Source organism: Pseudomonas oryziphila (assembly GCF_003940825.1).
Classification (GTDB): Bacteria; Pseudomonadota; Gammaproteobacteria; order Pseudomonadales; family Pseudomonadaceae; genus Aquipseudomonas; species Aquipseudomonas sichuanensis.
This window is the reverse complement of record NZ_CP034338.1, coordinates 161,334-175,106: the sequence shown is the minus strand read 5'-3', so window position 1 is coordinate 175,106 and position 13,773 is coordinate 161,334. Positions and strand designations below refer to the sequence as shown.

At 63.7% G+C, this 13,773-nt stretch carries 15 protein-coding genes and 1 tRNA gene; 7 read left to right on the top strand and 9 right to left on the bottom strand.

Going from position 1 to position 13,773, the window contains the following annotated elements:
* Positions 1-19: 19 nt before the first annotated feature.
* From EJA05_RS00895 to EJA05_RS00880, 3 genes are all read right to left on the bottom strand, one after another.
* Positions 20-265, bottom strand: coding sequence for a 4Fe-4S dicluster domain-containing protein (locus EJA05_RS00895; RefSeq protein ID WP_008096634.1), 246 nt, complete (start codon positions 263-265; stop codon positions 20-22).
* A 159-nt stretch (positions 266-424) separates the two neighbouring features.
* Entirely contained in the window at positions 425-2,149 is a 1,725-nt protein-coding gene (locus EJA05_RS00885; RefSeq protein WP_125462151.1) for a fumarate reductase/succinate dehydrogenase flavoprotein subunit, read from the bottom strand.
* Positions 2,146-2,895 (bottom strand): GntR family transcriptional regulator, encoded by a 750-nt coding sequence (locus tag EJA05_RS00880; RefSeq protein WP_125857066.1) that lies wholly within the window; start codon positions 2,893-2,895, stop codon positions 2,146-2,148. Before EJA05_RS00880 ends, EJA05_RS00885 begins: the two co-directional genes overlap by 4 nt.
* Positions 2,896-3,104: 209 nt before the next feature.
* Between EJA05_RS00880 and EJA05_RS00875 the strand changes: the two genes are divergently transcribed.
* The 5 genes from EJA05_RS00875 (at position 3,105) to EJA05_RS00855 (ending at position 6,764) form a co-directional block, all read left to right on the top strand.
* Positions 3,105-3,181, top strand: a tRNA-Arg gene (locus tag EJA05_RS00875).
* A 216-nt stretch (positions 3,182-3,397) separates the two neighbouring features.
* Positions 3,398-5,128, top strand: coding sequence for a dipeptidase (locus EJA05_RS00870; protein ID WP_125857065.1), 1,731 nt, complete (start codon positions 3,398-3,400; stop codon positions 5,126-5,128).
* Between the two features lie 187 nt (positions 5,129-5,315).
* A complete protein-coding gene (locus tag EJA05_RS00865) occupies positions 5,316-5,663 on the top strand; it encodes a DUF4190 domain-containing protein (RefSeq protein WP_125462148.1) in 348 nt (115 codons plus the stop codon).
* Between the two features lie 30 nt (positions 5,664-5,693).
* Positions 5,694-6,155, top strand: a complete 462-nt coding sequence (locus EJA05_RS00860) for a DUF805 domain-containing protein (RefSeq protein ID WP_125857064.1) — start codon at positions 5,694-5,696, stop codon at positions 6,153-6,155.
* A gap of 171 nt (positions 6,156-6,326) precedes the next feature.
* Positions 6,327-6,764: a CBS domain-containing protein gene (locus EJA05_RS00855; RefSeq protein WP_125462146.1), complete on the top strand. Its 438-nt coding sequence runs from the start codon at positions 6,327-6,329 to the stop codon at positions 6,762-6,764.
* Between the two features lie 12 nt (positions 6,765-6,776).
* On the opposite strand, the gene EJA05_RS00850 is transcribed toward EJA05_RS00855, so the two are convergent.
* The 3 genes from EJA05_RS00850 to EJA05_RS00840 form a co-directional block, all read right to left on the bottom strand.
* On the bottom strand, positions 6,777-7,415 hold the full coding sequence (locus EJA05_RS00850; RefSeq protein ID WP_125857063.1) for an NADH:ubiquinone oxidoreductase subunit N: 639 nt from the start codon (positions 7,413-7,415) through the stop codon (positions 6,777-6,779).
* A gap of 70 nt (positions 7,416-7,485) precedes the next feature.
* Positions 7,486-7,728, bottom strand: coding sequence for a DUF2789 domain-containing protein (locus tag EJA05_RS00845; protein WP_125857062.1), 243 nt, complete (start codon positions 7,726-7,728; stop codon positions 7,486-7,488).
* Between the two features lie 60 nt (positions 7,729-7,788).
* Positions 7,789-8,247 carry an aminoacyl-tRNA deacylase gene (locus tag EJA05_RS00840; RefSeq protein WP_125857061.1) on the bottom strand — a complete coding sequence of 153 codons (459 nt, stop codon included), beginning with the start codon at positions 8,245-8,247 and terminating at the stop codon, positions 7,789-7,791.
* A 96-nt stretch (positions 8,248-8,343) separates the two neighbouring features.
* Between EJA05_RS00840 and EJA05_RS00835 the strand changes: the two genes are divergently transcribed.
* Both EJA05_RS00835 and EJA05_RS00830 read left to right on the top strand, forming a co-directional pair.
* On the top strand, positions 8,344-9,684 hold the full coding sequence (locus tag EJA05_RS00835) for an NfeD family protein (RefSeq protein ID WP_125857060.1): 1,341 nt from the start codon (positions 8,344-8,346) through the stop codon (positions 9,682-9,684).
* Positions 9,685-9,686: 2 nt separating this feature from the next.
* Positions 9,687-10,445 carry a slipin family protein gene (locus EJA05_RS00830; protein ID WP_125462142.1) on the top strand — a complete coding sequence of 253 codons (759 nt, stop codon included), beginning with the start codon at positions 9,687-9,689 and terminating at the stop codon, positions 10,443-10,445.
* A 1-nt stretch (position 10,446) separates the two neighbouring features.
* Here the strand turns inward: EJA05_RS00830 and EJA05_RS00825 are convergent, their stop codons facing one another.
* The 3 genes from EJA05_RS00825 to EJA05_RS00815 form a co-directional block, all read right to left on the bottom strand.
* Entirely contained in the window at positions 10,447-11,079 is a 633-nt protein-coding gene (locus EJA05_RS00825; RefSeq protein WP_125462141.1) for a LysE family transporter, read from the bottom strand.
* Between the two features lie 179 nt (positions 11,080-11,258).
* Positions 11,259-11,846, bottom strand: a complete 588-nt coding sequence (locus EJA05_RS00820; RefSeq protein ID WP_125857059.1) for a mechanosensitive ion channel family protein — start codon at positions 11,844-11,846, stop codon at positions 11,259-11,261.
* Positions 11,846-13,756 carry an ATP-binding cassette domain-containing protein gene (locus tag EJA05_RS00815; protein WP_125857058.1) on the bottom strand — a complete coding sequence of 637 codons (1,911 nt, stop codon included), beginning with the start codon at positions 13,754-13,756 and terminating at the stop codon, positions 11,846-11,848. The genes EJA05_RS00820 and EJA05_RS00815 overlap by 1 nt, the downstream gene beginning before the upstream one ends.
* Between the last annotated feature and the right edge of the window lie 17 nt (positions 13,757-13,773).

The window sequence follows — 13,773 nt, the reverse complement described above, 5'->3', positions numbered from 1 at the left end:
GATGGCGGGTGGTTCGGGTTCAGCGCAGCAGGTACGGGATGTCGACCTTCACCGCGCCGGTGGGGCAGTCCTTCTCGCAGGGCATGCAGTACCAGCATTCGTCGAAGGCCATGTAGGCCTTCTGCGTGGCCGGGTTGATGGCCAAAAGGTCCATGGGGCAGACCTCGACGCAGACCGTGCAGCCTTTCTCGGCGATGCATTTGTCTTCGTCGATGGTCACCGGAGCGCTGCTGCGAAAGAAGATTTCCTGGGGTTGGTAGGCCATTTTCACGGGGTCCTTGGGGCCTTCTTGGGCGCCCTTTATCTTGAGGCTTGCACAAGTCACTGTGGGAGCGGGTTCACCCGCGAACACCGGCGAAGCCGGTGCCATCCATCGCGTCGCCTGCTTCGCGGGTGAACCCGCTCCCACAGGGTTCGGTGTTGCCTATGCGGCATCGGCTTTGACGCGCAGCCGGTCGTAGGCGGTCTGTTCCTCGGCATCCAGCGGGATCAGGTACGGCTCCACCGCTTTCTTGAAGCTGGTCATCTCACCGTCCTCGCCCTTCTTCAGATGGCAATGCACGAACCACTCGCCATCATTGCGCTCGGGGAAATCGACCCGGTGGTGGTACAGCCCCCAGCGGCTCTCCTTGCGGAACAGCGAGGCCCGTGCGGCCATCTCGGCGCAGTCGCGGATCACCGAAACTTCCATGGCACGCATCAGCTCATGGGGGTTGTTGGCCTTCATCTGCTCAAGATCGCGTTCGATTTCGGCGAAGCGCGCCAGGCCGATTTCCATCTTCTTGGTCACCTTGGGCGGCTGCAGGTAGTCGTTGACCATGCGTCGCAGCTTGTACTCGACCTGGGCCGGCGGCAGGCCGTGCTCGCGCTGCAAGGGTGCGAACACCCGCGCCTGTTCGCGTTCGACCTGCAGCGTGTCGACCTCGGCGAATTCACGCCCGGCCACGTACTGCGCGGCATTCACCCCGGCGAACCAGCCATAGGTGAAAGCGCCGAGCATGTAGTTGTGCGGCACCGCGGCCATGTCGCCGGCGGCGTACAGGCCCTTGACGCTGGTCTCGGCCTTTTCGTTGACCCACACCCCCGAGGCCGAATGCCCGGAGCAGAAGCCGATCTCGGAGATGTGCATCTCGACCATGTGCTGGCGGTAATCGGTGCCGCGCCCGGCGTGGAACTGGCCACGGCTGGGGCGCTCGTTGCTGTGCAGGATCTCCTCGATGTTCTGGATGGTCTCCTCGGCCAGGTGGTCGAGCTTGAGAAACACCGGGCCGTTGCCGCCTTCGAGTTCCTGGTGGAACTCCCACATCATCTGCCCGCTCCAGTAGTCGCACTCGATGAAGCGCTCGCCCTTGCTGTTGGCGGTGTAGCCGCCCAAGGGACCGGTGACGTAGGCGCAGGCCGGGCCGTTGTAGTCCTTGATCAGCGGGTTGATCTGGAAACACTCCAGGTTGGCCAGTTCGGCGCCTGCGTGATAGGCCATGGCATAGCCGTCACCGGCATTGGTGGGGTTTTCGTAGGTGCCCATCAGGTAGCCCGACGACGGCAAACCCAGGCGCCCGGCGGCGCCGCAGGCGAGCACGACCGCCTTGGCGCGGATCACCCGGAACTCGCCGCTGCGGCAGTCGAAACCGAGCACCCCGGCTGCGGCGCCGGCCGCATCGAGCAGTACGCGGGTGCAGACCATGCGGTTGCTGATTTCCACCCGGGCGCGCTTGAGCTGGCGGTACAGCACCTTCTTGATGTCGTGGCCCTCGGGCATGGGCAGCACATAAGCGCCCATGTGATGGACCTTCTTCACCGCGTAGTCGCCGGTTTCGTCCTTCTCGAACTTCACGCCCCAGCGATCGAGCTGCTCGATGGTCTCGAAGCTCTTGGTGGCGTAGGCATGCACCGCAGCCTGGTTGACGATGCCGTCATTGGCGACGGTGATTTCCTTGGTGTACTGCTCGGGCGTGGCATGCCCGGGGATGATGGCGTTGTTAAGGCCGTCCATGCCCATGCTGATGGCGCCGCTGCGCTTGACGTTGGCCTTGTCCAGCAACAGCACGCGCAGGCTCTTGTCCTGCTCCTTGGCCTTGATCGCGGCCATGGGCCCGGCGGTGCCGCCACCGATGACGACGATGTCGTAGTCCTGGGTCTGGATGCTCATGCCTTGCCCCCCTTCTGGCGGTCGATACGCAGGCGGTACTGGAACGCATCGCCACGGTAATAGAGGTGTTCGAAGTCCAGCGGGGCGCCGTCGGCGGTGTGGGTGAGGCGCTCGATGCGCATGATCGGCGCGCCCTCTTCCACATCCAGCGCCTGGGTCAGGTCGCTGTCGGCGAGCACCGCGTCGATGGCCAGGTCGGCATGGCCGAGGGCGAGGCCGCAGTCGTTCTCCAGCAACAGGAAGATGTCGCGGGTGACCAGGTCGGCCTTTTCCAGCTTCTCGCCGACGCTGTGCGGCAGCCAGGTGATTTCCAGCGACACCGGCTCGCGGTTGATCAGGCGCACCCGACGGATCTCGGTGACCAGGCTGCCCTCCTCGACCTGCAGCCGCTGCGCCACCAGCGCACTGGCCGGGACATGGCGGAAACTGCGCAGGCGGTTGAGCACTTCGTAGCCCATCTGCGTCATCGACTCGGCCAGGCCCTGCAGGGTACTGACGTTCTGGAACGCCTTGGGCTTGGCGACGAAGGTGCCCTTGCCATGGATCTTGAAGATCAGCCCTTCTTTCTGCAGGTCGCCCAGGGCCTGGCGCACGGTGATGCGGCTGACGTCGAAGGCCTTGCCCAGCTCGCTTTCCGAGGGCATGCGGCTGTGCGGTGGGTAGCTGCCGTCGAGGATGCGCTCGCGCAGCAGTTCCTTGAGCTGGGTGTAGAGCGGTACGGGAGAAAGCGGGAGCAGTTCGGCCATGGTCTTCTCTGTCGGCTGACTTGTTATAACAAGTTGTGACCAGAAGATAACGGGCATAACAGCGCCGTGAGAAATACCAAGATTGCATATGGATAGATCAGCTTCCCTGCGTGGGAGCGGGCTTGCCCCGCGATTGGGTTCCCTGGAAAAACACCCTCATATCAAGGCGATGGACGCCACCGGCGCAGATGGGTATCATGCGGCCCGTTGCACTCGTAGCTCAGCTGGATAGAGTACTGCCCTCCGAAGGCAGGGGTCGTGGGTTCGAATCCCGCCGAGTGCGCCATGAATTTCACGCTGTCAGCGGCACCCCCTGTATCGCTGACAGCGCCCAGAAAGCCCCGCCCGGTTCACACCGGCGGGGCTTTTTTGTGCCTGCTGATTTGCGACTGAGTGCACATTGCCACCTCTCCCCCGCAGGCAGTCATTGGTGTTAGCGTGGGCATCTTCCGTTTGCGTAAACGGACACACTTCCCCCACTTGCAAAGGAATGCGCACGACCATGCCATTTACCAAGCTCTCCGCCACATCGCTGCTGCTGGCCAGCGTGGCCATGTTCTCGATCCCGGCCCAGGCCAACCTGTCCCAGCAACAGTCCGCTGCCATCATCAAGGCCTACGACGGCAGCGACCCGGCCGACTTCAAGCAATTCCTCGGCAAGCTGGCCGGCAGTGACCTGGCCAAGGCCGACAAGCTCGACGAAACCCTCAAGCAGTACCTGGCCGGCAAGCCGCTGGCAGCCGAACAACAGGACGAGATCAACCGCCTGCTGGGCCTGTACACGCGCATCAAGTACGGCAAGGCCGCTACCGAAACCCTGCGCGAGCTGGTGGAAATCCCGACCTATCGCAAAGAGGGCGTGGAGCAGCACGAGAACCCCGAGTTCCTCAAGATCGCCGACAAGATCAAGGCCCTGGCCGAAGGCTTCGGCCTGACCTTCCGCAACATCGACAACCGTGTCTACGAGATCTCCCTCGGCGAAGGCAAGGAAGTCATCGGCATCCACGCCCACGCCGACGTGGTACCGGTCACCCCAGCCAACTGGAAGCTGGCCGACGGCACCAAGCTCGACCCGTTCAAGGTCACCCTGGTGGGCGACCGCATGTACGGCCGCGGCACCGAGGACGACAAGAACGGCATCGTCGTCGCGCTCTATGCGCTGAAAGTGGCCAAGGATGAGAAGCTGCCGCTGGCCCGCCAGTTCAAGCTGCTGGTGGACACCACCGAGGAAACCACCGGCGACGCCATCCCCTACTACTTCGAGCGCAACGCCACGCCCGACTACAACCTGGCGCTGGACGGCGGCTACCCGGTGGTGATCGCCGAGAAAGGCTACGGCACGGTCATGGCCACCTTCGCCAAGCGCGCCGGCAGCGGCAAAGGCGCCGAGGTGGTGAACCTGACCGGTGGCCTGGCCACCAACCAGATCCCCGGCAACTCGGTGGCGACCCTGCTCAGCGACAAGCCGGCCGACCTGGCCAAGGCCCTGAACAAGGCCGGTGCTGCTTTCGTCAAACACAACGGTGGCAACTTCAGCATCGACGCCAAGGTCGAGGGCAAGCAGGTGCTGCTGACCGTGACCGGCGTGTCGGCGCATTCCTCCGAGCCCGAGTCGGGGGTCAACCCGGTGGCGCGCATGCTGGTGTTCCTCAATGGCCTGGGCAAAGAGGTGCCGCTCAAGCACAACCACATCACCGACGCCGCCCGCTACGCCGCCGACAACTGGGGCCTGGACTACCTGGGCAACAAGCTCGGCGTGGGCTTCAAGGATGCGTTCATGGGCCCGCTGACCACTTCGCTGACCTTCGTCGGCCTGGATGACAAGGCGCTGAAGCTGGCGGTGAACCTGCGCATCCCCAAGGGCAAGGCGCTGGACACGCTCAAGGGCGAGATCTCCGGCAAACTCGACAGCTGGACTGCCAAGAGCAAGACCGCTGTGGCGTTCGACTACAGCCTGGACGAGCCGATGTACCGCAACCCGCAGGGCGAATGGGTCAAGGCCTTGCTTGCGGTGGCCAGCGAGAACCTGGGCATGAAGCACGAGTTCGGCACCTCTGCCGGCGCCACCTCGGTACATGACCTGCCCAACGGCGTGCAGTTCGGCCTGGCCATGCCGGACGTGAAGTACACCGGGCACAACGACAACGAGTTCAAGACCGTGGAGCAGTTCATGCTCGATTTGCAGATCGTCAGCGAGATGGTGGCGCGGATCGGGCAGATGCCGAAGCTCTGAGCCTCTAACTTGCAACCGGAAGGCGCCAATTGGCGCCTTTTTCGTCAACACCGGATGGGATACGCATTTTCAGAGCCACTATTTCGCCACCCACGCAATGTTTGGTAACCTCTGCGCCGGCCACCCATACGGGTGACGCGGTATGCGAAAAGGGATGCGCTCATCGAGCGCCACAAAAGGATTTGCGATGGCAATGGTTTATTGTCGCGGCTGTGCCAAACAGCTGCACGAAACGGCACCTACCTGCCCCCAATGCGGCGCTCCACAGCACGCAAATTCCTCCACGAGACTTGTCAGCGGCGAAACGCCGTGGATGGGTATCGTCTCCCTCATGCTCGGCATCATGTGCGTCTTAGCGCTGTTCGACGATTCCGAATGGGACGTTGAAACCATCATGGGGTTTGTCCTGATCGCAAGTACCAGCCTGCTCGTCGGTAGCATCAGCATCAACCAGAAAAGACCCGGTAACGGCATGGCCATCGCCGGCGTTGTCATGGCAGGTATTTCGCTGATATGCGGGATCGGCCAGATTTAAGCTAGCCAATCAATATGTGAGGGAAAACAAATGAGCATGGTGTTCTGCCGTGGCTGCGCAAAACAGATCCATCAAACGGCACTGAGCTGCCCAGGCTGCGGCGCACCGCAGGCCGTCACTGCCGCCAGCGGTACATTTGCAGGTACTGCAGAAGTCAGCAGCGGCAATGCCTTCATCGAAGTCATGAAGAAGTACGCCGTATTCAAAGGCCGTGCACGCCGCAAGGAATACTGGATGTTCGTGCTCATCAACTTCCTGATCGGCATGGCCATCGGCTTCGTCGAAGCCGCTCTCGGCACAACCCCGGTGCTGGGGCCGATCTATAACCTGGCGATGCTGATCCCAAACATCTCCGTGGGCGTGCGCCGCCTGCATGACGGTGATCACAGTGGCTGGTGGCTGCTGGTACCGATCGTCAACCTGGTGTTCCTGATCAAGGACGGCACCCCTGGCAACAACCGCTTCGGCCCGAGCCCCAAAGGCCTGGTCTGAGTGCAGCCTGCGCGGGAATGACAAGGCGGCCTTCGGGCCGCCTTTTTCATGCGCCTGCAACCATGACGTTTTTCAATCGTCTCGATGCCGTTTCCTGCATTGCCGTGCAGAGCGCCGTACCGGATGCTTTATTTACTCCGACACAGCGCTTTTTCACCCACCGAGGCTCGCATGAAAAACGTCGAACAAATCCTCAAGACCAAGGCCCAGCATCAGACCGTCTACACCATCGGCCCTGATGACTCGGTACTGGATGCCTTGAAAATGTTGGCCGAGAAAAACGTCGGCGCACTGCCGGTGGTGGAGGACAACCGGGTGGTGGGGATCGTCAGCGAACGCGACTATGCCCGCAAGTTGGTGCTCAAAGGGCGCTCTTCGGCCGCCACGCCCGTGCGCGAAATCATGAGCGCACCTGTGGTCACTGTAGGGCCGAAGGAAAAACTCGATCACTGCATGCAACTGATGACCGATCGCCACCTGCGCCATCTGCCGGTAGTGGATGGCAGCGCGCTGTTGGGGCTGCTGTCGATCGGTGACCTGGTGAAGGAAACCATCGCCGAGCAGGCCAACCTGATCCAGCAACTGGAGCAGTACATCCGCGGCGAATGACCCGACCCCTCGCTAGTGATAGGCGCGCTCCAGCTCGTCCAGCTGATGGTCGAAGCTGCGCAGGCGCGCCGACCAGGTGTACACCAGCACTTCCAGATCGCGATTGAGCACGGCGGTATTGCCGCCATCACGTATCGGCGCGTCACACAGGTCCAGCTGATAGCGCTCACGGGCCATGGCCGTGGCCACGCTGGACAGGTCGCGGGCATTGGCCAGCCAATGATGGTGGTGATCGTGGATTTCCCGGTCGAGCTCACGGCACTGCAATTTGAGGGCGTCGAGGCTCTGCTCCAGCGGCGTGCCCTTGAGCTCGCCCATGACCTCTTCGAAGGTCCGCCCGGAATGCCAGTAGCTGCCCCAGAAATAGCGATCGAACACGGTCTCGACCCGGCGCAGGGCGACCTTGGTGTTCCAGATGGTCAGCAACGTTCGGCCCTGGGCGACTTCGCGCCTGTTCAGGTGCAGGTATTCCCAGGCGATCCATGCCAGCCCGCACAAGGCAACCGCCGCGGTGACGGCGGCGGCGGCATACAGGAACTGCACGGCCTGGTTCATCTGCTGGGTGTGCCGGATACCGTAGAAGTAACCGGCGGTCAGGGTGCCCAGGATCGTCACGGTGCACCAGAAACCCGGTGCGTAGGGATCTTTCATCGCGCCATCCCCTTGTTGTTTTCCTGAGCATAGCAACGGCCCCGTCACCCATCAGGTGCCGCTCGGCGCTTTATTTACGGGGGCGACGCAAGGCTTCATTGAGCTGATCGAACAGCTCCGCCCAGTCGGCATCCTCATTGATGCTGTCCTTCAGAAAGCCTCGCTGGGCATCATTCCAGAAGGGTGCGTCGACCAGCTTCACATCACCCTTGAGGGGAGAGTGGCTAGTGATGAACTGGTCGATACCGACAGGGTCGTCGGGCAGGCCCAGTTGCTTGAACAGTTCGGAAAACTTATGGATCGGCGCTTCCATGGTTCACTCCTTGGGCCGGGCCGATCGTCCACGACGCCAGCCCGGCGTTGGTTGTGAGCATCAGCTCAGTTCGCGCACTTCAGCGTGCGGCACCAGTTTCAAGTATTGCTCCATGCTCATGTGAATCAGGTGATCGTGGTCACCCGCCTCAAGATAGACATCACCTTGGCGGGTAAGGCTCGAATCGAGCAGCATTTTTATGCCATAGGCATCCCCCAGTGCCGGCACGGCGCCACGTTCGCAATCACCGAACAGCATCGGTAGCGCACTTTCACGGGTCAGCTGCCAGGCGCCGCTCATCCGCACCTCGGTCATGTCCAGATGCCGGTTGGCCGGCAGCACGGCCATGATGTAGTTGCCATGGCGGTCATCGAGCATCACCGACTTGGCGACCCGTTCAGCAGGTACGCCTGCCGTGCGGGCTGACTCAAGGCTGGTGGCCGAATGTGGATGGGGAACAATGTCGTAATCGCAGTTGGCCTGGTCCAGGCGCTGCTGAAGGGTCTTGGCCATACGCATGATGCACCTCCGGTTTCGCCCCCATCCACAAGTTTAGGCCGCAGCCAGACGGCCACAGCTAAACTTCAATTACAGGCCCCCATGAGGTGACGACAGGTGATCGCTCACGGCTGGCGCGTGTTGCTGTTGCTGTTGCTGCTCGGCTTTGCCCCGGGTGGGCAAGCCGCGCCCGGGGGCAGTGTGTGGCTGCTGAGCATCGACGACGCCATCGGCCCGGCCAGCGCCGACTACCTGCTGCGCGGGCTGCAACAGGCACAGGCGCAGGGCGCGCAATTGCTGGTGATCCGCCTCGACACCCCCGGCGGGCTCGACAGCGCCATGCGCCAGATCAACAAGGCCATCCTTGCCAGCCCCGTGCCGGTGGCCACCTACGTTGCCCCCAGCGGTGCCCGGGCGGCCAGCGCCGGCACCTACATCCTGTACGCCAGCCACATCGCGGCCATGGCCCCCGGCACCAACCTGGGCGCCGCCACGCCGGTGCAGATCGGCATGCCGGGTAGCCCCGAGAAGGCCGCCGACAACAACCAAGACACCCTCGCCCGTAAACAGGTCAACGACGCCGCCGCCTACATCCGTGGCCTGGCCCAGCTGCGCGGGCGCAATGCCGACTGGGCGGAAAAGGCCGTGCGCGAGGCGGTCAGCCTGTCGGCCAGCGAGGCCCTGCGCCTGAAAGTGATCGATCAGGTGGCCAGCGACCTGCCGGAACTGCTGCGCCAGCTCGATGGCCAGAGCCTGGTTGCCGCCGGCCAGACCGTACAACTGAACACTGTCGGCGCCACTGTGGTCGAGCACCTGCCGGACTGGCGCACGCGCCTGCTGGCAGTGATCACCAACCCCAGCGTGGCGCTGATCCTGATCATGATCGGGGTGTACGGCCTGTTGTTCGAGTTCATCAACCCTGGCACAGGGGTCGGCGGGGTGGTCGGCGGTATCTGCCTGCTGCTGGCGCTGTATGCGCTGCAGCTGCTGCCGGTGAGCCATGCCGGCGTGGCGCTGATCCTGCTCGGGCTGGCGTTCATGGTCGCCGAGGCGTTCCTGCCCAGCTTCGGCGTGGTCGGTTTCGGCGGCATCGTCGCGTTCATTGCTGGCGCCGTCATCCTGATGGACACCGACGCCCCCGGCTTCGGCATCCCGCTGGCGCTGATCGCCAGCCTGGCCGTGCTCTCGGCATTGTTGCTCGGTGGCGTGCTGGGCATGGCGATCAAGGCACGCCGCAGAGCCCTGGTCAGTGGTGACGCCGGGCTGGTGGGCAGCCTGGTCACGGTGACCTTCGTGCAGGCGGACAACCCCTTCCACGGCTCGGTACAGGCCCAGGGCGAACAATGGCAGGCGCAGTGCGCCACGCCACTGCAACCCGGCCAGCATGTGCGGGTGACCGCACGCAATGGCGTGATGCTGGAAGTCAGCGCCACCGCGCCAACAGCGTCAGGAGAGTGACGATGTTCATGCAATTCGGTTTCGGCACACTGCTCGTACTGGTGGCGCTACTGCTGCTGTCGGCGCTGCGCATCCTGCGCGAATACGAGCGCGGCGTGGTGTTCCAGCTTGGGCGCTTCTGGCAGGTCAAAGGCCCGGGGCTGATCATCCTGATCCCGGGGATACAGCAGATGGTGCGGGTCGACCTGCGCACCGTGGTGCTCGACGTGCCACCGCAGGACGTGATCACCCGCGACAACGTATCGGTCAAGGTCAACGCGGTGCTGTACTTCCGTGTGCTCGACCCACAGAAGGCGATCATCCAGGTCGAGGACTTTCTCGCGGCCACCAGCCAGTTGGCCCAGACCACCCTGCGCGCGGTGCTTGGCAAACACGAGCTGGACGAACTGCTGGCCGAGCGCGAACAGCTCAATGGCGACATCCGCCAAGTGCTCGACGCCCAGACCGATGCCTGGGGCATCAAGGTGGCCAACGTCGAGATCAAACATGTCGACCTGAACGAGTCGATGATCCGCGCCATCGCCCGCCAGGCAGAAGCCGAACGCGAGCGGCGGGCCAAGGTGATCCACGCCGAGGGTGAGCTGCAGGCCTCGGAGAAGCTGATGCAGGCGGCGCAGATGCTGGGCAAGGAACCCGGGGCGATGCAGCTGCGCTACATGCAGACGCTGGGCTCCATCGCCGGGGACAAGAGCTCGACCATCGTCTTCCCGTTGCCGATCGACCTGCTCAAGGGGCTGGTCGACCGACCACCGCAAAAGTGACTTAGACCGGCGCGCGGCGCAGCGTGGCGAGGAAGGTCGCCGCGCCGATGAACAAGCCGGCGAAGGTACGGTTCATGCGCTTTTGCTGCTTGGGCGTACGCAGCAGGCGCAGCACCCGCGAAGCCAGCCCGGTGTAGCCGGCCATCACCAGCAGGTCGACGCTGATCATGGTCACGGTGATCGCCAGGTACTGCGCCAGCAGCGGTGCATGGGGGTCGATGAACTGCGGCAGCACCGCGAGCATGAACACCAGCGCCTTGGGGTTGCTGACATTGACCAGAAAGCCGCGGAACACCAGGCTCAGCGGCTTGCCGATTGGCCGCACGCCGGACTCGTCGCTCATGTCCAACGGCAGTGCACGCCATTGTTTGTATGCGAGGAAAACCAGGTAGGCGACACCGAACCACTTGATCAGCTGGAAGGCGGTGGCCGAGGCGGCGAGGACAGCGCCGACACCGGCGGCGATGATGGCGATCTGCAGGATCAGGCCCAGTTGCAGGCCCAAGGCGTTCCAATAGCCACGCCAGAAACCGTACTGCAGGCCGCTGGACATCGAGGCAATGGCCCCGGCGCCCGGCGACAGACTGATGACCCAGCACGCGGCAAAGAAGGCCAACCAGGTTTCCATCGACATCACACACCTCGCTCGAACGATTGTTACAAAACGTTAAGCTACGGTTTTGGCGAAAAAATAACCAGTGGTTTTTCTGCTTGAAACGATCGCGGGGCAAGTCGCATCGGCGCACCGCCGCTCCCACGCTGGATAACGCGTGGGAGCGGGCTTGCCCCGCGATTGCAACAAGCAGCGCCCTGTCAGTCGCTCTCGACAGGTGCCTCTTGCAGTGCCACCGAAGCCTCGGCACCACGCCAGCGCCGCACGGCCTTCTGGAAGAACTGGCTGTTCGGCACCTGCACCAGCGCCCCGCCCGCCTCGGGGGTTTCCATCAGCGTGGTGTAGAGCAGGTTGATGGCGATCACCCGGCCCTTCACCCCTGGCTTGTCGGTGGTGTCGACCAGCTCGACCACATCGCCGATGCGAAATGGCCCGACGGTGAAGATCAGCACCGCGCACAGCAGGTTGGAAAGCACGCTCCAGATGGCGAAGAAGGCCACCGCCGCCACTGCAACAAAGCCCGACAAGGCCGTCCACAGCACCGTGGCGGACACGCCCATGCGCTCCAGCACGAACAGCAAGCCGCTGCCCATGATCAACCAGCGCAGGGCACCGCGCACCGGCACCATCAGCTCGTGCGGCAAGGGGTAGCGTTCGCCCAGGCTCTTCAGCCCACGGGCGACCATGCGTTGCAGGACGAACGCAACGATCAGGATCAGCAGGATCTGCAACCCCAACCAGAACGTGTCCATCCATTGCCCTGGCAGCAAGGAACGCAGCTCCTCCATCAGGACAGCGCCTCGAGCTCGGACTGCATGCTTTCCAGGGTTTCCAGCGCCTCCATCCAGGCCTCTTCCAGCTCGCCTTCGCGTTGCTTGAGCTTGGTCTGGCGGGCCAGCAGGTCGCGCAGCTCATCCTTGCGCGCGGCCTCGTACAGCCCGCTGTCGCTCAGCGCGGCCTCGATTTCCGCCAGCTGTGCATGCACCTGGTTGAGCTCGGTTTCGAGTTTGTCGGCGGCTTTCTTGTGCGGCGCCAACTGCTGACGCAGGGCGGCAGCGGCCTGGCGTTGAGCCTTCTTGTCAGTCTTGTCCGGATTGACCGGCGCAGTACTGACGGGCGCGTTGCGCTGGCGGTACTCGACCAGCCAACGGCTGTAGTCGTCGAGGTCGCCGTCGAAGGTGTCGACCTTGCCGTCGGCCACCAGCAGGAAGTCGTCGGTGGTGCTCTTGAGCAGGTGACGGTCGTGGGAGACCACCACCACGGCACCTTCGAACTCCTGCAGGGCCATGGTCAGGGCCAGGCGCATTTCGAGGTCGAGGTGGTTGGTGGGTTCATCGAGCAGCAGTAGGTTGGGCCGTTCCCAGGCAATCAGCGCCAGGGCCAGGCGGGCCTTCTCGCCACCAGAGAAGTTGACCACCGGCTCGTCGACACGGTTGCCGTGGAAGTCGAAACCACCGAGGAAGTCGCGCAGCGTCTGCTCACGCTCAGTTGGCGCGATGCGCTGCAGGTGCAGCAGCGGGCTGGCCTTGTCGTCCAGCGAGTCGAGCTGGTGCTGGGCGAAGTAGCCGACGGCGAGGTTCTCGCCGCGCACCAGGCGACCGGCCAACGGCTGCAGCTCACCGGCGAGGTTCTTGATCAGCGTCGACTTGCCCGCGCCGTTGGGGCCAAGCAGGCCGATGCGCGCGCCTGGCACCAGCTGCAACTTGACCTTCTCGAGGATGGCCTTGTCGCCATAGCCCAGGCGGGCTTCGGACAGGTCGAGCAACGGGCTGGAAATTTTCTCCGACTCGCGGAAGACGAAGTCGAACGGCGAATCGACATGCGCCGCCGTCAGCTCTTCCATGCGCTCCAGGGCCTTGATCCGGCTCTGCGCCTGGCGGGCCTTGGTGGCCTGGGCCTTGAAGCGGGCAATGTATTTTTCCATGTGCGCGCGCTGCGCCTGCTGCTTCTCGTAGGCCTGCTGCTGTTGCGCCAGGCGTTCGGCGCGGGTGCGCTCGAAGGCGCTGTAGCCGCCCTTGTAGAGATTGAGCTTGCGCTGCTCGACGTGCAGCACATGGTCGACCACGGCGTCGAGGAAGTCGCGGTCGTGGGAGATCAGCAGCAGCGTGCCCGGGTAGCCTTTGAGCCAGTCTTCCAGCCACAGGATGGCATCGAGGTCGAGGTGGTTGGTCGGTTCGTCGAGCAGCAGCAGGTCGGACGGGCACATCAGTGCCTGGGCCAGGTTCAGGCGCATCCGCCAGCCACCGGAGAAGTCACCGACGCGGCGGTCCATCTGCTCGTTGGTGAAACCAAGGCCGGCCAGCAGCTTGCGCGCACGGGCGTCGGCCGTGTAGCCGTCGGCGCTGTCCAGCTCACTGTGCAGGCGTGCCAGCGCGGTACCGTCGTGCGCCTGCTCGGCAGCCGCCAGCTCGGCCTGGACCTTGCGCAGGCGCACGTCGCCATCGAGCACATAGTCCACGGCGATGCGCTCGAGGGTATCGACTTCCTGGCGCATGTGGGCGATGCGCCAGTCGCCCGGCAGCAGGCAGTCGCCGCCATCGGGCGACAGCTCACCGCGCAGCAAGGCGAACAGGCTGGATTTACCGGCGCCGTTGGCGCCGATCAGGCCGGCCTTGTGACCGGTGTGCAGGGTCATCTCGGCGCCTTCTAGCAGGCGCTGCGGACCACGCTGTAAAGTGAGGTTGGATAGTCTGATCATGATGGTCGCGGAGTCTA